This is a genomic window from Azospirillum sp. UFLA03-27, from assembly GCF_059803775.1.
In genome coordinates this window covers 16,796-35,446 of record NZ_JAUQTX010000039.1, presented here as the reverse complement: position 1 = coordinate 35,446, position 18,651 = coordinate 16,796, and the positions used below count along the sequence as shown (strand labels likewise).

General features: G+C 69.6%; 19 protein-coding genes. 5 read left to right on the top strand and 14 right to left on the bottom strand.

What is annotated here, in order from left to right; translation table 11 throughout:
- From Q4I23_RS08815 to Q4I23_RS08770, 10 genes are all read right to left on the bottom strand, one after another.
- Positions 1-448, bottom strand: a 448-nt coding sequence (locus Q4I23_RS08815; RefSeq protein WP_498525965.1) for an urease accessory protein UreE, incomplete at its 3' end; no start/stop codon positions are given.
- Complete coding sequence (gene murI / locus Q4I23_RS08810) at positions 445-1,302, bottom strand: glutamate racemase (RefSeq protein WP_498525964.1); 858 nt, start codon at positions 1,300-1,302, stop codon at positions 445-447. The genes murI and Q4I23_RS08815, both read right to left, overlap by 4 nt.
- An 18-nt stretch (positions 1,303-1,320) precedes the next feature.
- Entirely contained in the window at positions 1,321-3,030 is a 1,710-nt protein-coding gene (gene ureC, locus Q4I23_RS08805) for an urease subunit alpha (protein ID WP_498525963.1), read from the bottom strand.
- Positions 3,031-3,055: 25 nt separating this feature from the next.
- Positions 3,056-3,361: an urease subunit beta gene (locus tag Q4I23_RS08800; protein WP_498525962.1), complete on the bottom strand. Its 306-nt coding sequence runs from the start codon at positions 3,359-3,361 to the stop codon at positions 3,056-3,058.
- Positions 3,362-3,372: 11 nt separating this feature from the next.
- Entirely contained in the window at positions 3,373-3,675 is a 303-nt protein-coding gene (locus Q4I23_RS08795) for an urease subunit gamma (protein ID WP_014240308.1), read from the bottom strand.
- Positions 3,676-3,712: 37 nt separating this feature from the next.
- Positions 3,713-4,978: a glycosyltransferase gene (locus Q4I23_RS08790; protein ID WP_498525961.1), complete on the bottom strand. Its 1,266-nt coding sequence runs from the start codon at positions 4,976-4,978 to the stop codon at positions 3,713-3,715.
- 42 nt (positions 4,979-5,020) lie between these two features.
- Positions 5,021-5,863, bottom strand: coding sequence for an urease accessory protein UreD (locus Q4I23_RS08785; protein ID WP_498525960.1), 843 nt, complete (start codon positions 5,861-5,863; stop codon positions 5,021-5,023).
- Positions 5,856-8,210, bottom strand: a complete 2,355-nt coding sequence (gene xdhB / locus Q4I23_RS08780; RefSeq protein ID WP_498525959.1) for a xanthine dehydrogenase molybdopterin binding subunit — start codon at positions 8,208-8,210, stop codon at positions 5,856-5,858. Before xdhB ends, Q4I23_RS08785 begins: the two co-directional genes overlap by 8 nt.
- Complete coding sequence (gene xdhA, locus Q4I23_RS08775) at positions 8,203-9,669, bottom strand: xanthine dehydrogenase small subunit (protein WP_498525958.1); 1,467 nt, start codon at positions 9,667-9,669, stop codon at positions 8,203-8,205. The genes xdhB and xdhA overlap by 8 nt, the downstream gene beginning before the upstream one ends.
- 121 nt (positions 9,670-9,790) lie before the next feature.
- Positions 9,791-10,492, bottom strand: a complete 702-nt coding sequence (locus tag Q4I23_RS08770; protein WP_237903670.1) for a LuxR C-terminal-related transcriptional regulator — start codon at positions 10,490-10,492, stop codon at positions 9,791-9,793.
- Between the two features lie 353 nt (positions 10,493-10,845).
- On the opposite strand from Q4I23_RS08770, the gene Q4I23_RS08765 reads away from it, so the two are divergent.
- Positions 10,846-11,508 (top strand): LuxR C-terminal-related transcriptional regulator, encoded by a 663-nt coding sequence (locus Q4I23_RS08765; RefSeq protein ID WP_237903671.1) that lies wholly within the window; start codon positions 10,846-10,848, stop codon positions 11,506-11,508.
- Positions 11,509-11,554: 46 nt separating this feature from the next.
- Here Q4I23_RS08765 and Q4I23_RS08760 read toward each other — a convergent pair whose 3' ends face one another.
- Positions 11,555-12,127 carry a type 1 glutamine amidotransferase domain-containing protein gene (locus tag Q4I23_RS08760; protein WP_498525957.1) on the bottom strand — a complete coding sequence of 191 codons (573 nt, stop codon included), beginning with the start codon at positions 12,125-12,127 and terminating at the stop codon, positions 11,555-11,557.
- Positions 12,128-12,256: 129 nt separating this feature from the next.
- Here Q4I23_RS08760 and Q4I23_RS08755 point away from each other — a divergent pair, with 129 nt between their 5' ends.
- A complete protein-coding gene (locus Q4I23_RS08755) occupies positions 12,257-13,006 on the top strand; it encodes a hypothetical protein (protein WP_498525956.1) in 750 nt (249 codons plus the stop codon).
- Positions 13,007-13,011: 5 nt separating this feature from the next.
- Here Q4I23_RS08755 and Q4I23_RS08750 read toward each other — a convergent pair whose 3' ends face one another.
- Positions 13,012-14,442 carry a D-amino acid dehydrogenase gene (locus Q4I23_RS08750; RefSeq protein ID WP_498525966.1) on the bottom strand — a complete coding sequence of 477 codons (1,431 nt, stop codon included), beginning with the start codon at positions 14,440-14,442 and terminating at the stop codon, positions 13,012-13,014.
- Positions 14,443-14,593: 151 nt separating this feature from the next.
- On the opposite strand from Q4I23_RS08750, the gene Q4I23_RS08745 reads away from it, so the two are divergent.
- Positions 14,594-16,135, top strand: coding sequence for a sigma 54-interacting transcriptional regulator (locus Q4I23_RS08745; protein WP_498525955.1), 1,542 nt, complete (start codon positions 14,594-14,596; stop codon positions 16,133-16,135).
- 8 nt (positions 16,136-16,143) lie between these two features.
- On the opposite strand, the gene Q4I23_RS08740 is transcribed toward Q4I23_RS08745, so the two are convergent.
- Entirely contained in the window at positions 16,144-16,374 is a 231-nt protein-coding gene (locus tag Q4I23_RS08740) for an FmdB family zinc ribbon protein (RefSeq protein WP_498525954.1), read from the bottom strand.
- 137 nt (positions 16,375-16,511) lie between these two features.
- Here Q4I23_RS08740 and Q4I23_RS08735 point away from each other — a divergent pair, with 137 nt between their 5' ends.
- The gene (locus Q4I23_RS08735; RefSeq protein ID WP_498525953.1) at positions 16,512-17,063 is read left to right on the top strand and encodes a gamma carbonic anhydrase family protein; all 552 of its coding nucleotides are present in this window, start codon (positions 16,512-16,514) and stop codon (positions 17,061-17,063) included.
- 22 nt (positions 17,064-17,085) lie between these two features.
- Here Q4I23_RS08735 and Q4I23_RS08730 read toward each other — a convergent pair whose 3' ends face one another.
- Entirely contained in the window at positions 17,086-17,835 is a 750-nt protein-coding gene (locus Q4I23_RS08730; RefSeq protein WP_498525952.1) for a sulfite exporter TauE/SafE family protein, read from the bottom strand.
- A 344-nt stretch (positions 17,836-18,179) separates the two neighbouring features.
- Here Q4I23_RS08730 and Q4I23_RS08725 point away from each other — a divergent pair, with 344 nt between their 5' ends.
- The gene (locus Q4I23_RS08725; RefSeq protein ID WP_237903679.1) at positions 18,180-18,629 is read left to right on the top strand and encodes a CBS domain-containing protein; all 450 of its coding nucleotides are present in this window, start codon (positions 18,180-18,182) and stop codon (positions 18,627-18,629) included.
- The last annotated feature ends 22 nt before the right edge of the window (positions 18,630-18,651 follow it).

Below are 18,651 nucleotides of genomic sequence, written 5' to 3'. Positions count from 1 at the left end.
GCCCCGAGTACGCCCCGCCCTCCGGCGCGAAGGGCGCTTGGATGGCCGCGACGCTGGCTCCCAACCCCTTCAGCATGTCCTCGATCACATGATCGCGGCGCAGGCGGATGGTCTCGCCGACGATCTGCACCGGCAGGTGGCGGTTGCCGAGGTGCCAGGCGATGCGGGCGAAGCCCTCCGTCCCGCCGCCGCAGCGCACCTCCATCAGTTCCTCGTCGGCGGCGACCACGCGCAGGAAGGCGCCGTCGCCCAGTTCGAGCCCGTCGCCATGGTCGAGCGCGACCGCGCGCGGCAGGTCCAGCAGGAAGTCGGCCCCCGCATCGTCCGTCATCACCATGCGCCGCCGATGGCGGTCGTCGAAGGCGAGGGTCACCGTGCCGGCCTCGCGCTCGGCGGGCCAATGGCCGCGGGCGTGGACTCGGGTGGCGCGGCGGAGCGTGTCGGTCATGGAGAAAGCCGTTCGAAGGGTGTGGGCCGGCCGAAGAAACGCCCCGCGAGGGCGCCGACCGGTTCCGCCGCTCCCGTGGTGAAGAAACGAAGGGCGCCCGCCGCCTCGCCAGCGGTCGGGGCCGGCGCGTATTCGGGGTGGCGCTCCAGGTAATTGTCCAGCGACCGGGCGACCAGACTGGGCTGGCACAGCACCTCCACCCCCGGCGGCAGCGCCTCCGCGAACAGATGCGCCACCAGCGGGTAATGGGTGCAGCCGAGCACCGCCGCGTCCAGCGGCTGGCCGCCGAGTTGCGCCAGCAGCGCCCGCACATAGCCGCGCACCGCCGGAGCCAGTTCCGCGTCCCCCGCCCCGCGCTCGATCAGCGGGACGAGGTCCGGGCAGGCCTGCTGCACCACCCGCACGTCAGGCGCCCGCTTGCCGATCTCGCGCGGGAAGGAGCCCGACGTGACGGTGGCCGGAGTGGCGAAGACGCCGACCGTCCGCGGCTCCGGTCGCCAGTCGGCGGCGGGGCCGTCCTGCATCCAGGGCACGCGGGTGATCGCCTCGACCATCGGCACCAGGACGCCCAGCACGTTGCGGCCCGGATGGGCCACGGGCAGCCACGTCCGCTGCATCCGCCGCAGGGCCACCGCCGCCGCCGTGTTGCAGGCCAGGACGACCAGCCCGCAGCCCTGGGCGAACAGCCGCTCCACCCCCTGGACCGTCAGGCGGTAGATGTCCTCCTCGCTGCGCGGGCCATAGGGAGCGGCGGCATGGTCGCCGAGATACACGAAGGGACGCCCGGGAGCGGCGGCCACCAGCGCGCGCAGCACCGTCAGACCGCCATGCCCGGAATCGAAGACACCAATCACGAACCCGTCACCCCACACTCAGAACAGGAAGTACCGCTGCGCCATGGGCAGCACGTCCGCCGGCTCGCAGGTCAGGAGCTGGCCATCGGCGCGCACCTCGTAGGTTTCCGGATCGACCTCGATGTGGGGTGTGGAATCGTTGTGGATCATCTGCTTCTTGCCGATGGCCCGCACCCCCGTCACCGCGACCAGCTCGCGCCGCAGGCCGAGCGAGCGCAGTGCCTCGTTCTCCAGCGACAGCTTGCTGACGAAGGTCAGGGAGCTGGCCTGCATCGCGCGGCCGTAGGCGCCGAACATCGGGCGGTAATGCACCGGCTGCGGCGTCGGGATAGAGGCGTTGGGGTCGCCCATCAGCGCCGCCGCGATGGTCCCGGCCTTCAGCACCATGTCCGGCTTCACGCCGAAGAAGGACGGCGACCAGACCACCAGATCGGCCAGCTTGCCGACTTCGACCGAGCCGACGACATGGGCGATGCCGTGCGATAGCGCGGGGTTGATGGTGTATTTGGCGATGTAGCGCTTGACGCGGAAGTTGTCGTTCTCGCCCGTCTCCTCGGCCAGACGCCCGCGCTGGACCTTCATCTTGTGCGCGGTCTGCCAAGTGCGGATGATCACCTCACCCACCCGGCCCATGGCCTGGCTGTCCGAACTCAGCATCGAGAAGACGCCGAGGTCGTGCAGGATGTCCTCCGCCGCGATGGTCTCGCGCCGGATGCGGCTTTCGGCGAAGGCCACGTCCTCCGGGATGCGGGGCGACAGGTGGTGGCAGACCATGAGCATGTCGAGATGCTCGTCCACCGTGTTCACCGTGAAGGGCCGCGTCGGGTTGGTGGAGCTGGGCAGCACGTTGGGCAGGCCGGCCACCTTGATGATGTCCGGCGCGTGGCCGCCGCCCGCGCCCTCGGTGTGGAAGGCGTGGATGTTGCGGCCCTTGAAGGCGGCGATGGTGTTTTCCACGAAGCCCGACTCGTTCAGCGTGTCGGTGTGGATCGCCACCTGGATGTCCGTCTCCTCCGCCACCGTCAGGCAGGTGTCGATGGCCGCCGGGGTGGTGCCCCAGTCCTCGTGCAGCTTCATGCCGCAGGTGCCCGCCGCGATCTGCTCCAGCAGCGCGTCGGGACGGCTGGCGTTGCCCTTGCCGAAGAAGCCGAGGTTGATCGGCAGCCCCTCCGCCGCCTGGAGCATGCGGGCCATGTGCCACGGCCCCGGCGTACAGGTGGTGGCCGACGTGCCCGCCGCCGGGCCGGTGCCGCCGCCCAGCATGGTGGTCACGCCGCTGTTCAGCGCCTCGTCCACCTGCTGCGGACAGATGAAGTGAATGTGGGCGTCGATGCCGCCGGCGGTGACGATCTTGCCCTCGCCCGCGATGACCTCGGTTCCCGGCCCGACGACGATGGTCACGCCCGGCTGGACGTCCGGATTGCCGGCCTTGCCGATGCCGGCGATGCGCCCGCCGGTGATGCCGATGTCGGCCTTGACGATGCCCCAATGGTCGATGATCAGCGCGTTGGTGATGACGGTGTCCACGGCGCCGCCCTGGCGCGAGGTCTGGGCCTGCCCCATGCCGTCGCGGATCACCTTGCCGCCGCCGAACTTGACCTCCTCGCCATAGACGGTGTGGTCCTTCTCGACCTCCACGATCAGGTCGGTGTCGGCCAGCCGGACACGGTCGCCCACGGTGGGGCCGTAAAGGGCCGCGTATTCGGCCCGGTCGATGCGATGCGCCATGTCTGATGCCCTCCGCTGGCGCCCTTCACAGGCTGCCGTTGACCTTGCCGTTGAAGCCGATGACCACGCGGTTGCCGGCGTAGGCGACCAGCCGCACGCGCCGCGTCTGCCCCGGCTCGAAGCGCACCGCCGTCCCGGCGGGGATGTCCAGACGGAAGCCGCGCGCCTTTTCGCGGTCGAAGGTCAGCGCCCTGTTCGTCTCGGCGAAGTGGTAGTGCGAGCCGACCTGGATCGGGCGGTCACCGGCGTTGGCGACGTCCAGCTCCACCGTGTCGCGGCCGGCGTTGAGTTCGATCTCGCCCGCGGCGGGGATGATTTCACCGGGTTTCATCGGGGCTCCCTTTAGCGAATCGGCTGGTGGACGGTGACGAGCTTGGTGCCGTCGGGGAAGGTGGCCTCGACCTGGATCTCGTGGATCATCTCCGGGATGCCGTCCATCACCTGATCGCGGGTGATCACCGTCGCGCCGTCGCGCATCAGCTCGGCCACGGTCCGCCCGTCGCGGGCCCCTTCCACCACGTAATCGGTGATGAGGGCCACCGCCTCGGGATGGTTCAGCTTCACGCCACGCTCCAGCCGGCGGCGCGCCACCATGGCGGCCATGGCCACGAGAAGCTTGTCCTTCTCGCGCGGTGTCAGGTTCATGGGGCTGTCTCTCCGCCTACCCGATGGTTTGGCGGGATTATGCCACGTTGCTGCGATGCGCCAATCCCTCTTCGATGAATCGCACCGCGTTTCCGACACCGTCCTCGGCCCGGATGCGGGCGCCGAGCGCCCCGGCCCGGCCGCGCATGGCCGGATCGCCGGTCGCCGCGATGGCGCGGGCAAGCCCCTCGGCGGTCAGCGTGCGGCGGGGAATCGGCGGCGGCGCGACGCCGAGATCGTGGAGCCGGGCGCCCCAGAAGGGCTGGTCGCCCATGAAGGGGACCACCACCGCCGGCACGCCCGCCCGCGCGCCCGCCGCCGTGGTGCCGGCGCCGCCGTGATGGACCACGGCGGACATGCGCGGGAACAGCCAGTCGTGCGGCGCCGATTCCAGGCCATGGACGGTCTCCGGCAAGGCCGAGCGGTCGATTCCGCCCCACCCGGCGGACAGCACGGCGCGCCGTCCGTTCAGGGCCTCGACGACCAGCCGCGTCGTCTCGGCGGGATCGAACCCGGCCATGCTGCCGAACCCGACATAAACCGGCGGCGGGCCGCCTTCGAGAAAGGCCACGAGGTCGGGCGGCGGCGTGTAGGCGTCGGCCTCGTCCAGGAACCAGAATCCGGTCGCCCGGATGAAGTCCGGCCAGTCGTCCGGCCGCGGCAGCGCATGGGTCGAGAAGGCGTAGGGCATCGGCCATTTCGCCGTCATCAGCAAAGGTCCCGGCCCGATGAAGGAGGGCTTCAGCCCCAACACCGCGCGCCGCGCCCGGTTGGTCGGCGCCCGGAAGGTCTGCCAGACGAGCTGCATCATCGCCAGATGCAGGGCGTAGTTCACGACGCCGGGAAAGCGCCGGGGCGGCATCATCGGCGGCGGAAAGGCCCGCGTCGGCGCCATCGGCTGCAACGCCGTCCCGACGACCGGAACGCCCAGCTTCTCCGCCACCGCGACGCCCGCGTAGAAGGCGAGGCCGGAGGCGATGATCGCGTCGCTTCCCTGCGCCGCCTCCCAATATTCCCGCGTCCAGTCCAGCGCGTGGTCCTGGCCGAGGCGCAGCAGCGCCCGCATCATCTTGACGGGGTTGATGCCGTCGCGGAACAGCCCGTCCGCCTCCCGGCTGCCCGTCACCGCGCGCAGATCGCCGGACAGCGGGCTGTAGTCCAGGCCATGCCGCTCGATCACTTCGCGGAACTCGCGGTCGGCGGGAAAGGCGACGGAGTGCCCGGCGGCCCGCAGACCCTTCCCAAGAGCGACGTAAGGACGGATGTCGCCCTGGGACCCGTAGGTGACGATGGTGAAGCGCATGGGACCGGAGCTACGCCGGCAATCCCCCTTTGACAAGGGGACTCAGACCTCCCACAGCCGCGGCAATCTGACCGGCAGGCCCGCCGCCGCGGAGCGCAGATGGGACCACAGCGCCGCGTAGGCGCCGCGCACCGCCAGCGCCTCGCCGCCCAGGATGCGGACGACCAGCAGCCCGTCGAAGGCCGTGGCGCCGACCCGCACGCCCTCCAGCCCCTCCGCCGCCACGCGCAGCGCCTCCAGCCGGCTCCCGGCGTCGGGTGCGGCGTAGAGCAGCGTGGCGCAGGCTCCGGCCCCGCCGAAGCCCGCCGGGTGGGCCAGCGTCTCGGCGAGGTCGCCGTCCATGTGCAGGGCGTCGGCCCAGGCCAGCCGCCCGTCGCGCGCCACCTCCCAGGCGTCGCGGACGAGGCCGCGGGTGACCGTCTCGCCGAAGGCGGCGCGCCCGAAGACCAGCATCTCCCCGGCGATCAGGCGGGCGTCGCCCTCCAGCTCCAGCCGGGTCAGGCGGCGCAGGCGCGAGCCCTCGAAGACGATGGCCTCCTGCGGCATCCATTCCAGCCAGCCGCCGGACTCCGCGGTCACGCGGGTGTCGATGCGGCAGTCCGGCCCGGCGGAGCGGTAGACCTTCTCCGCCGCCTGCGTCGTCACCAGCGCCGCCGCCCCCGGTCCCACCGACAGGGAGACGTCCAGCCGGTCGCCGCCGACCAGCCCGCCCGAGGTGGTGACCAGCACCGCGATGGGCAGGTCTCCAGCCCGCGGGTCGGGCAGCAGCACCCGCAGCGGGTCGTGGTGGTAGAGCGTGGCGAGGCGCGTGGCCCCATGGCGATGCTCGAACCGCACCGTCGCCGCGCCTTGGACGGCGACCTTCTTCATCAACGCATCAGCCACCGGTGGAACCCATCCCTGCTTTCAACTTCTGGGCCTTTACATCCTCGACGGCCAACAGCACGCGTTCCGGCGTCGCGGGCGCGTCGAGGCGCACGGGCAGCCGGTGGCCGCCCACCGCCGCGACGGCGTCCTTCAGCGCCAGCCACGCCGAGATGCCGAGCATCAGCGGCGGCTCCCCGATCGCCTTGGAGCGGAACACCGTGTCCTCCCGGTTGGGGCGGTCGGTGTAGAGCGCCACCCGGAAATCCTCCGGCAGCGAGCGCGAGGTCGGAATCTTGTAGGTGCTGGGCGCGTGGGTGCGCAAGCGTCCCTCGCCGTCCCACCACAGCTCCTCCGACGTGACCCAGCCCAGCCCCTGGACGAAGGCGCCCTCCACCTGCCCAAGGTCGATGGCGGGGTTGATGCTGCCCGAGCAGTCGTGCAGCACGTCGGCGCGGGGGAAGCTGTACTCGCCGGTCAGCGTGTCAATCAGCGCCTCCGTTACCGCGACGCCGCAGGAGAAGTAGAAGAAGGGCCGCCCCTCGCACTTTTCGCGATCCCACCAGATCTTCGGCGTGGCGTAATGGCCGGTGGAGGACAGCGACACCCGGTTCAGATAGGCGAGCTTCGCCACCTCCGCGAAGGTCATGGCGTGGTTCCCGGCGAAGACGGCGTTGTCGCGGAACTCCACCTTGTCGGGCGTGGTGTGGCAGTGCTGGGCGAGGAACGCCACCAGCCGGTCGCGGATGGTCCCTACGGCGATGCGCACCGCCATGCCGTTCAGGTCGGTGCCGGCGGACGCCGCGGTGGGCGGAGCGTTCGGCACCTTGTCGGTGGCGCTGGCGGTGACCCGCACCCGGTCCACGTCGATCTGGAACTCCTGGGCGGCGATCTGGGCCATCTTGGTGTGGATGCCCTGCCCCATCTCCGTCCCGCCGTGGTTCACCTGGATGGACCCGTCGGTGTAGACATGGACCAGCGCCGCCGCCTGGTTCAGGTGCTTGACGGTGAAGGAGATGCCGAACTTCACCGGGGTCACCGCCAGCCCCTTCTTCAGCACCGGGCTGCGGGCGTTGAAGGCGTCGATCTCCTCCCGCCGGCGGCGGTAGTCGCCGTCCCGCTCGATCCGGTCCATCAGCTCGGCCAGGATCTCCGGCTCCTCCACCGGCATCCCGTAATGGGTGGTGTCGCGGCCCGGCCCGCCGTAGAGGTTGGCGCGGCGCACGTCGAGCGGATCCTTGCCGAGGGAGCGAGCGATCTCGTCCACCACATGCTCGATGGCGATGACGCCCTGCGGGCCGCCGAAGCCGCGGAAGGCGGTGTTGGACACCGTGTTCGTCTTGCAGCGGTGCCCGGTCACCCGCGCCGCCGGCAGGTAATAGGCGTTGTCGGCGTGGAACATGGCGCGGTCCACCACGCCGTTGGACAGGTCCAGCGACACGCCGCAGCGCCCGGCAAGGTCCATCTCCAGACCCTGGATGCGCCCCTCGCCGTCGAAGCCGACGTCGTAGCGCACGAAGAAGTCGTGGCGCTTGCCGGTCATCAGCATGTCGTCGTCGCGGTCCAGGCGGAACTTCACGGGACGCTTCGTGGTGTTCGCCAGCAGGCCGGCGATGGCGGCGATCTGCGCCGGCTGGCTCTCCTTGCCGCCGAAGCCGCCGCCCATGCGCCGGCACTCCACGGCGATGCCGTGCATCGGCCGCCCCAGCACCTGGGCGACGGCGTGCTGGACCTCGGCCGGGTGCTGGGTCGAGGAATGGACCAGCAGGTCGCCGTCCTCCTTGGGGATGGCGTAGGCGATGTGGCCTTCCAGATAGAAATGGTCCTGGCCGCCGACCTCCAGCGTGCCGGTCAGCCGGTGCGGCGCCCCGGCGACCTCCGCCGCCGCGTCGCCGCGCCGGAAGGTCAGCGGCGGCGAGACGAAGCTGCCCTTGTCCAGCGCCGCCTCGGCGGTCAGCACCGCCGGCAGATCCTCGTAATACATCTCCACCAGCCGGGCGGCGGCGCGGGCCTGCAACAGCGTCTCCGCCGCCACGGCGACCACCGCCTGCCCGGCGTAGGTCACCAGCTCGTCGGCCAGAATGGGATCGCCGCGCTGGACGGTGCCGATGTCGCCATCCCCCGGAACGTCGGCGTAGGTGAGGACCGCGTGCACCCCCGGCGCCTGCTTCGCCCGCGACAGGTCCATGCCCAGGATGCGCGCGTGCGCCCGCTCGGACAGCCGCACCGCGACGTGCAGCGTGCCAGGCAGTTCCGGGATGTCATCGGTGTAGGCTGCGGCGCCCATCACATGCTTGCGGGCGCTTTCATGCTCGATGCCCCGGTGGACGCCACCGCGGATCGGTTGGATGGTGCTGCCGTCAGCCATGCACGGCCTCCAGGGAGGGCAATTCGGCCCCGGTCGTGTGAAGAAGGAAGCGCATCAGCAGATTCTTCGCCACCAGCGCCCGGTAGCGGTCGCCGGCCCGCATGTCGGTCATGGGGCGGAAGTCGCCGTCGAGCGCCGGCAGGGCCGCCGCCACGGCGTCCGCCGTCCAGGGCTGCCCGGCCATCGCCGCCTCCAGCGCCGGGGCGCGGGCCGGGGTCGCCGCCATGCCGCCGTAGCCGGTGCGCAGCTCCGCCACCCCTCCCTCTCCGTCCAGCGTCAGCAGGAAGGCGGCGCAGACGGCGGAGATGTCCTGGTCCCGCCGCTTGGACACCTTCCAGGTGGCGAAGCGCTGGCCTTCGCGCGGCAGGGGAATGCGGATGCGCTCGACGAACTCACCCGGCTTCAGGTCGTTCTTGCGGTAGCCGTGGTAGAAGCGGTCCAACGGCAGCTCCCGCCGCACCCCGCCCCGGTTCAGCACCAGCGAGGCGCCCAGCGCCAGCAGGGCCGGCATGCTGTCCCCGATGGGTGAGCCGTTGGCGACGTTGCCGCCCAGCGTGCCGGAGTTGCGCACCTGCGCCGCCCCGATGCGGGTGACCAGAGCGGCCAACTCGGGCAGGCGGCGCTCCAGAACCGGCAGCAGGTCGGTGTAGGTCACCGCCGCGCCGATCTCCAGCGCATCGGTACCCTCGTCGATCCGGTGGAGTTCCCGCACCTGGGCGAGATGGATCAACGTGGGCAGGTTGCGCCCCTGCTTGGTCACCCACAGCCCGACGTCGGTCGCCCCGGCCACCAGCGTGGCGTTCGGATGCGCGGCGAACAGGGCCGCCAGTTCATCGACGCTCCGCGGCGCGTGGAAGCTGGCAGCGCCCTGGGTGACGGTCAGGGACCCGTCGCGCTGGATGGAGCGCAGCAGGGTGGCGATGCCCTCCTCCGCCCGGTCGAAGCGGTCGTCGGTCCGCTCCGCCGCCATGGTCCGGGCGGCGTCGAGGATCGGGCGGTAGCCGGTGCAGCGGCACAGGTTGCCGGCCAGCGCGTCGTGGATCGCCCCATCGGTCAGGCCGCCGGATGCGACGCGCCCGTCATGATGGAGCGCGAACAGCGCCATCACGAAACCGGGGGTGCAGAAACCGCATTGCGAGGCGTGCTTGTCCACCATCGCCGCCTGGACGGGGTGCAGTTGCCCGTCCTCGCCGGCCAGATCCTCGACGGTCAGCAGCAGCTTGCCGTCGATCATCGGCAGGAAGAGGATGCAGGCGTTGACGGCACGGTAACGGACGCGCCCATCCGCGGCGAGATCGCCCAGCACCACCGTGCAAGCACCGCAATCACCCTCGGCGCAGCCCTCCTTGGAACCGGGGCGGCCGTTGGCGCGCAGCCAGTTCAGCACCGTGGTGGTGGGATCGGCGTCCCGCACCTCCACCACCCGTCCGCCGAGCACGAAACGCACAGAGCCCGTCATTGTCCCTCCTGTCGGGCGTTTCCGTCATAGTGCCGGAAAGTCTCCGCAGGCCGCAATGGCGGGCCGGCCGTCTAGCCATAAAGGCATGGTTCGGATGGATAAACGGCTTCTTCGGAAGGCGTCAGACGTCTTCGGGGAAGCATCCGCTGCGGGCGGCCACGACGGCGACCTGGGTGCGGTTACGCACGCCCAGCTTCTGCATGATGGCCCGCACATGGACCTTCACGGTGCCTTCCAGCACGCCCAGCTCCCGCGCGATCTCCTTGTTCGAATGGCCGGCCAGCAGAAGCTGGAACACGTCGCGCTGCCGGTCGGTCAGCCGGTCAAGGATTTGGCCCGAAGGACGCGCGACCTCCGCCGCGACGTTGCCGGACAGGACGGCGCGCGGCAACGGCAGGAAGGTCTCCCCGGTCAGAGCCAGGGAGATCGCGTGTTCCAGCACCGCGGTGGAACTGGTCTTCAGGATGTAACCCCTGGCCCCCAGCCGCACGCTGTCGACGATGTCCGCCACCTCGTCCGACCCGGAGATGACCAGAAGCGGGCGGCGCCCCAGCACCTCGACCATGCGGCGCACACCGTCGCGCCCGCTGCGGTCGCCCAGGTTGAGGTCGAACAGGACCAGCGTCAGATCCGGCGTGCGGTCGGCGATGGCCATCGCCTCGTCCAGCGAACCAGCCTCCAGCACCTGCGCGTCCGGGTGGATCTCCCCCACCGAGAGGGCGAAGCCGTGCCGCACCAGGGGGTGATCGTCCACCACCAAAAACGTTTGCGCCCTGCCGGCCACCGACCGCTCCTTGCCGCGCGTCTGCAGCTGAACTTCCATTGCTTTGCTACCCCATCAAGCCGCCGAAAGCCGACTTGGAAAACAAAAGCGCCCCAATCCAGCTCGGCTTTCTGTCCAGCGGAAAAGTATAAAGGTACCTCTTTTGGACTTTGCGGAAGCAGCGCTATGCGAATTTCTATCGTTTCGAAGCCATTTATGATTCATTCGTATCGAGCTTCTTCCAAGCATCTTGCGCCGCTCCCTGACCATCCGTATAAATCATCGGGACAACCAGCGTAAAGCACGCTTTTTCGATACAATAAAGACGGCTTTTTTCCCTTTTCCCAGGCGAAAACGGACAACGATTGGCGTTGTGCGCTGCTCGTCACGGGTGGCGTCACGGAGGAGTTTCGATGAGAACCTGGAACGTCATGCTCGTGGACCATGATCGGCTGTTTTCGGCGGCGCTGGGAACGCTCATCAGCGGCGGCCCGTTCCGCGTCTGCCACCACGCCGCGACAGTGGAGGATGCCGAGGCGGCCATCGCGCAAGGTGTGCAGCCCGACCTGATCGTGGTGGCCCTGGGGGAGGCGACGAACGACGAAGCCGGCGGGGTGAAGCGCCTGCGCGCCGCCACCAGCGCCCGCATCGCCGTGCTGGCCGACGCCATCGCCGACCGCACGCTGTCGCTGTCGCTGAAAGCGGGCGCCGACGCCTATCTGAACAAGTCGATGTCGAGCGAGTCCCTGCTGCGCGCCCTGCAACTGGTCATGCTGGGCGAGGTGGTCTATCCGACCCACGTCGCCAGTCTGCTGATCGCCAACGCCAACAGCGAGCGCCCGCAGCCGGAGCGCGCCCAGCCCGCCAGCAACGAACTGTCGAAACGCGAGGTTCAGATCCTGCGCTGTCTGCTCGCCGGGCAGTCGAACAAAGCCATCGCGCGCAACCTGCACATCACGGAATCGACCGTGAAGATGCATTTCAAGAACGTGATGCGGAAGATCAACGCCCAGAACCGCACGCAAGCCGCGGTGTGGGCGATCCAGAACGGCCTGTCGCCGCTGGCGTCCGTTTAGAGAGTTTGTCCCCTCTCCCAGCGCAGGGGGAGGGGACGGTGCATTTTCACTCCGCCGCGCTGCGGTGGGAGCCGTGGCGGCCTTCGGCGAACTCCTCCACCATCTTGCGGCAGAAGGCCGGCAGATCGTCCGGCTTGCGCGAGGTCACCAAACCCTGGTCGGTGACGACCTCGCTGTCTTCCCAGTTCGCCCCGGCGTTGCCGAGATCGGCCTTCAACGATGGCCAGGAGGTCATGCGCTTGCCCTTGGCGCCGCCCGCGTCGATCAGCGTCCAGGGGCCGTGACAAATCGCGGCGATGGGCTTACCCGATTGGACGAAGCTGCGCACGAAATCGATGGCCTTGGGCTCCAACCGCAGCGCGTCGGGGTTGATGACGCCGCCCGGCAGCACCAGAGCGTCGAAGGTGCCGGGGTCCGCCTGATCGAGCGTGAGGTCCACATCCACCCGGTCGGCCTTGTCGTGGTGGTTCCAGCCCTGAATCTGGCCGCCCTGAGGCGCCACGATCCGCACCTCGGCGCCTTCGTTGCGCAGCGCCTTCACCGGCTCGGTCAGTTCGACCTGTTCGAAGCCGTCGGTCGCCAGAACGGCGACGGTCTTCTTCTCCAGTTTTCCTGCCATGGGATCACCTCCTCGGTTGGCCTGTCCGGTCAGCAACCGGCGTACCTCTGGGGAGTTCCCTCCGGAACCGCCGCGCCCCTCCCATGTTCCCTTTGACGGACCGCGCGTCACAATCGGGAGCACAGACCCATGCGTTACAGCGGCACTTCGGCGGGCATCCTCGCCGCGTTCGCCATCGCCACGTCCCTGACTCTGGGCGTTCCTCAACCTGTCCAGGCACAACCTTCCCAGTCCGCCGAAACGGTGCAGACCGCGGAAGCATCCTATCCCCGGCTCTACCAGGGCTGGCGGGCCGGCGTGATCGTCGGGACGGACGTCGAGGGGCTGCTCGGCGAGGAGCTTGGGCAGGTGGTGGATCTCGTCGTCGGCCCGGACGGACGGCTGGAAAGCGCGGTGATCGAGGCCAGCGGCATGCTCGACGTCGGCGAGGCGCGCTTCACCGTGCCCTGGCACCAGCTCATGCCCGGATCGGTGGACGGAGTCCTGGCCTATCCGGTCACCGGCCCCGACACGCTGGACCTGATCCGCCGCCAGCAGCAGGCGGCCAGCCGTCCCGGTGACTGGCGCGTCTCCGCCCTACTCGGCCAGCCGGCCAACACAGAAGGCGGAGCGACGGAGGCTGGCTTCTTCGGCACGGTCGAGGATCTGGTGTTCGACCGCAACGGCGCGCTCAAGGCCGTCGTGGTGACGCCCGAACCGGAGGGCGAAGGCCCTTACGCCGTCGCCTGGAAAGCGGCGGCGCTGGAGCCGGGCCTGACCTCCGTCACATTGCAGGCGACGCCGGATCAGGTGAAGGCGCTCGGCTCGTTCGACGCGGCACGCATGAAGGAATTCAACACCGCGCGCCTGAACCAGGGGGCCCAGGCGCGTCGGGAATAGGCCCGTCAGGCCGTCGGGTGGGCCACGCCGCCAACCGTCGGGCGGCTGGCCGCAGCAGCGGAACGGCCGTAGCGGGCGACGGTCAGCCCGTCCATGTCGATCTCCGTCCGACGCCCGCCGACCACGTCGGCGACCACCCGGCCCGAGCCGGCGGCCATCGTCCAGCCGAGCGTGCCGTGGCCGGTGTTGAGGAACAGGTTGCGCACCGGGGTCGGGCCGACGATGGGCGTGCCGTCCGGCGTGTTCGGGCGCAGGCCGGTCCAGAACTCCGCCTTCGAGAGGTCGCCGCCCATCGGGAACAGGTCGCTCACCACGTGGTCGAGCGGGCCGCGGCGGCCCGGACGCAGCGTCAGGTCGAAGCCGGTCAGTTCCGCCGTGCCGCCAACACGGATGCGGTCGCCCAGGCGGGTCACCGCGATCTTGTGCGTCTCGTCCATCACCGTGGATTCCGGAGCACCCGCCGGGTCGACAATGGGCAGCGTCAGCGAATAGCCCTTCACCGGATAGACCGGCAGGTCCAGCCCGAACGGCTTCACCAGCATCGGGGAGTAGCTGCCCATGGCGACGACGTAAGAATCGGCGGTCAGCGTGCCGGCGTCGGTGACCACGCCGGTAACCCGGCGCCCGTCGTTCTCCAGCTTGCGGATGCCGGTGTTGTAGCGGAACTCCACCCCCAGCTCCGTCGCCATCGCGGCCAACGCGTTGGTGAAGCGGAAGCAGTCGCCCGTCTCGTCGCCGGGCAGCAGCAGGCCGCCGACGATCTTCTCCTTGACCAGCCGCAGCGCCGGCTCGACCGCCGCGCAGCCCTCGACGTCCAGCATGCTGTAGGGCACATTGAAGCGGTCCAGTACGGCCATGTCGGTGGCGGCGGCGTCCACCTGCTTCTGCGTGCGGAAGACCTGGAGCGTGCCCTTGGCGCGCTCGTCGTAGCGGATGCCGGTCTCGTCGCGCAGGGCGCGCAGGCAGTCGCGGCTGTATTCGGCCAGCCGGACCATGCGGCCCTTGTTGATCTCGTAGGAACGCTCGTTGGCGTTGGCCAGCAGCTTCAGGCACCAGGACCACATCGCCGGGTCCAGCTTCGGCCGGATCACCAGCGGAGAGTGCTTCATCAGCATCCACTTCACGGCCTTCGCCATCAGGCCCGGCGCCGCCCAGGGCGCGGAGTAGCCCGGCGACACCTCGCCCGCATTGGCGTAGCTGGTCTCCAGCGCCGGGCCGGGCTGCCGGTCCACCACCGTGACCTCGTGCCCGGCCTTCGCCAGGAAGTAAGCGGTGGAAACGCCGATGACGCCGCTACCGAGGACGATGACGCGCATGTGAAGGCTCCCGAGATCACGGATTTGTTCGCTCTTGCCTCGCAAACCCGATGCCAAGTGCCGGAAGCCGCGGAAACACTGGGGCGGACGGTTGCGCGCCGGACAAAGCCGTACACGAATCGTTACACATCACCGGAGATGCGCTTCCTGGACCCTGGATAAACACGGCAAAACAATTGTTTGCTGCATCCGTACAGAAAACGTTACGGCGTACACGGAAGTTTACGGATGCGCCCATTGTGGTACACTCACCCCTCGACCGGGGAGAGCCATGCGCATCGACGTCTTGTTTGCCGACCGGGTCGGCATCGCCCACGAGATCCTGGCCGTTCTCGCCAAGCGGCGCCTGAACGTCGTGGCGGTGGAGGTGGACCCGCCGCATATCCACATCGACGCACCGGAACTGGACGTGCCGGGCTTCGGCGCGCTCGACGCCGCGCTGCGCACCGTGCTGGGGGTAGAGTCCGTCACCCCCATCGACATCCTGCCCGGCACGCGGCGACGGCTGCACCTGGACGCCCTGCTGGCCGCCCTGCCCGACCCGGTTCTGGCGGTGGACCGCGCCTGCCGCATCGTGGTGGCGAACGCCGCCGCCGCGACGGTCGCCGGGCGCAGCGAGGCCGCCCTGACCGGCGCCGACTTCGGGCGGCTGTTCGGCGATGCGGAGCTGTCCGATCTCCTGGTGGACAACGGCTTCCGCCTCGCCGCCGGGCAGGAGGTCACGCTGAACGGCCAGCCCTTCCTGCTGGACGCCACGCCCATCGTGGAGGATGGGCGCCCCGCCGGCGGGGTGGTCACCCTGTTCGCGCCGAGCCGGCTGGGCGAGCGGCTGAACGCGCTGCAAAACTTCGACGAGGGCGGCTTCGACCGCATCCTCGGCGAGTCCGTCCCGGTCCGCTCGCTGAAGGCGCGGGCGGCGCGGGTCGCGGCGGTGGACGCGCCGTTGCTGATCCTGGGCGAGACGGGCACCGGCAAGGAGCTGATCGCCCACGCCTGCCACCGCGCCAGCCCGCGCCGCGACAAGCCCTTCCTGGCGCTGAACTGCGCCGCCGTTCCGGAGAGTCTGGCGGAGAGCGAACTGTTCGGCTACGCCCCCGGCTCCTTCACCGGAGCGCAGCGCGGCGGCAAGCCCGGCCTGTTGGAATTGGCCCACGGCGGCACCGTCTTCCTCGACGAGATCGGGGAGATGTCGCCCTACCTCCAGGCCAAGCTGCTGCGCTTCCTGAACGACGGGCGCTTCCGCCGCGTCGGCGGGGACCGCGAGCAGACGGTGGACGTGCGCGTGGTCAGCGCCACCCACCGCGACCTCGACGCCATGGTCGTCGAGCACAGCTTCCGCGAGGACCTGTTCTACCGGCTGAACGTGCTGTCGCTCCAAGTCCCGGCGCTGCGCGAGCGCGGCGACGACATCCTTCTGCTCGCCCGGCACTTCATCGCCCGTGCCTGCGCCCAGGCGCGCCGGCCGCCCTGCCGGCTGACCGTGGCGGCCAGTGCCGCCCTGCTCGCCAACCCCTGGCCGGGCAACGTCCGCCAGTTGGAGAACGTCATCTTCCGCGCCGTGACGATGAGCGACGGCGCCTATCTCGACGCCGCCGACCTGGAACTGGCCGGGGCGCGCATGGACGCAGAAACCGGTGGCGAGCCCGCCGAGCCGTCCAACTGGGACGAGGCGGCGGCGGCGTTCGAGCGCGGCCTGCTCCGCCGCCTCTACCCGCGCTACCCGTCCAGCCGCAAGCTGGCCGCCCGGCTCCGCACCTCGCACACGATGATCGCGAACAAGCTGCGGAAATACGGGATTCCGGACGGGACGTGAGCGCCGCGCTAAATGCGCGAGCGTTCCGCCTTGCTGTAGTTGCTGAAATGGCCCTCCGCAGCGGCGGCACCGCGGGCGGTCTTGAGGAACTTGTCGGCCTTGGTGTCCGGCGCGATGCGCGCCACCTTCCGCTCCAGCGCCGCCGATCCGCAGGAGGAGCAGACCGGCGTGTCCGACGAGCGCACCAGCGCTTCGAAGTCGTGGTCGCAGACGGTGCAGCGGTAGGAGTAGAGCGGCATGGGAGTCCTCACACAGGTCGGGAACCAAGCACACCCATCATATCACGCAATTTTCTTATGGGTATAGCGCAGTGCAGCATTCTCACGCCGCCGATCCGTTCCGCGGTAGGATGCCGATACGAAGGCCCACACGAAGAATGAAGGAGGAACGGGTGATCTACGCCTTCAACGACAAGGTCCCGCACCTGTCGCCCAACTGCTGGGTGGCCCCCAGCGCCACCGTCGTCGGCGACATCCTGCTGGAGGAGGACGTGTCCGTCTGGTGGGGCGCGGTCATGCGCGCCGAGGAGGAGCGCATCCACATCGGCGTCGGCAGCAACGTCCAGGACAACGCCGTCCTCCACGTCGATCCCGGCTTCCCGCTGCTCATCGGCAAGAACGTGACCATCGGCCATCTGGCGATGGTGCACGGCTGCACCGTCGGCGACGGCAGCCTGATCGGCATCGGCGCCACCGTCCTGAACGGAGCCCGCATCGGCCGTGACTGCCTGATCGGCGCCCATGCCTTCATCGCGGAGGGCAAGGAAATCCCCGACCGCTCGCTGGTGCTCGGCGCGCCGGGCAAGGTGGTGCGCACGCTGTCGGAAGAGGATGTGGAGCGGATGCGCGCCCCCGCCGCCGTCTACCAGGAGCGGTGGAAGAGCTACGCCAAGGGGCTGCGTCCCATCGCCGTTCCCGGCCAGCCCTGACAAGACCCGGCGTGGGGCGCCCTCAGGCCCCGGCGCCCTTGATGAAGAAGTACAGGGTCAGCCCCACGCCGATCGACACCACCACCCACTTCATCACGTCGCGGCTGACCCGCTTCGCCGCATGGGCACCGACGTAGCCGCCGGCGATAGCCGACACCGCCATGACGGCGGTTTCCGGCCAGGACACCGCGTCGGACAGGCAGAAGGCCGCGACCGCCGCGCCGTTCATCAGCGCGGCCAGCAGGATGCGCAGCCCGTTCATGGCGTGGATGTCGCGCAGGCCGAACAGGGTCAGCGCCGCCAGCATCAGGAAGCCGATCCCGCCGCCGAAATAGCCGCCATAGACGGCGATGACGAACTGGACGACCAGCACGGAACGGCCCCCCAGCCGCAGCCGGGCGGCCAGGGCCGGCATGAAGCTGCCGACCGCAAAGACCGCCGTCGCGAACAGCAGCAGCCACGGCACCAGCCCGGCGAAGGCGCGGTCCGGCGTGGTCAGCAGCAGGACGGCCCCGACCACGCCGCCGACGAGGCTGACCACGGAGAAGGCGGTGACGCTGACCTCCGTCACGCCGCGGATCTCGTTGCGGTAGGCCCAGGCGCTGGCCATCTGGCCGGGGAACAGGGCGACGGTGCTCGACACGTTGGCGCTGACCGGCGGCACCCCGGCGAACAGCAGCGCCGGGAAAGTGATGAAGGCCCCGCCCCCGGCAACCGCGTTGAGAACGCCCGACGCGAACGCCGCGACCATCAGCAGCACCATGGCAAGCATCGCACCCCCACCGTCAGCTTTTCTAAGTATTTGGCATGCCAGCTATCGTTGTGGGCACCCTGACAAACGCCATAGGAGGCGGGCAAGCGCCAAGGGTGTGGCCGCGCGGTTCGGCGACATCGTCACACAAAATGCGATTCCACTGATTGTTTGCTATATTAGCCATTGACGCGCCGTGGCATCTGGTATACCAAATATCCATCGCCTGCCACTGCCCGATGCCCAGGTGCCGCCGACGGCCTTCGACCGGCCCGACGCGGTTCCACCGGTCAAGCTCCGGTCCCCCGCGGGGGTCTCCGTGCAGGGCGCGCTTACGCAACCCGCTGTCTGGTGGAGGGCTCGCCATGAAAGTCGCCGACATTCTTCGGACCAAGGAATCCCGCGTCGTCACCGTCCGTTCCGGCGAAACCATCGAGGAGGCGATCCGGCTGATGCGGTCGGAGAACATCAGCGCTCTGGTGGTCAAGGACGTCTGCCGGACCGAGGGCAACGCCGTGGCCGGCATGCTGTCGGAACGCGACGTCGTCTACGCCCTGCTGGAGCGCGGCGCATCGGTCCTGAAGACGCCGGTCTTCATGCTGATGTCGCGCGCGCCGCAGACCTGCTCGCCCGACGACAGCCTCGTCCACGCGCTGGAACTGATGGACCGCCACCACATCCGCCATCTCCCGGTGCTCGACGGCTCCACGCTGGTCGGCGTCGTCAGCGCCCGCGACTTCACCAAGCTCCAGCTCACCGAGATGGTCGCCCACACCCAACCCCCGGCTCAGGAATCCCCGGTCTACGCCCACTGACCGCGAACCCGGCGGAAGCGAA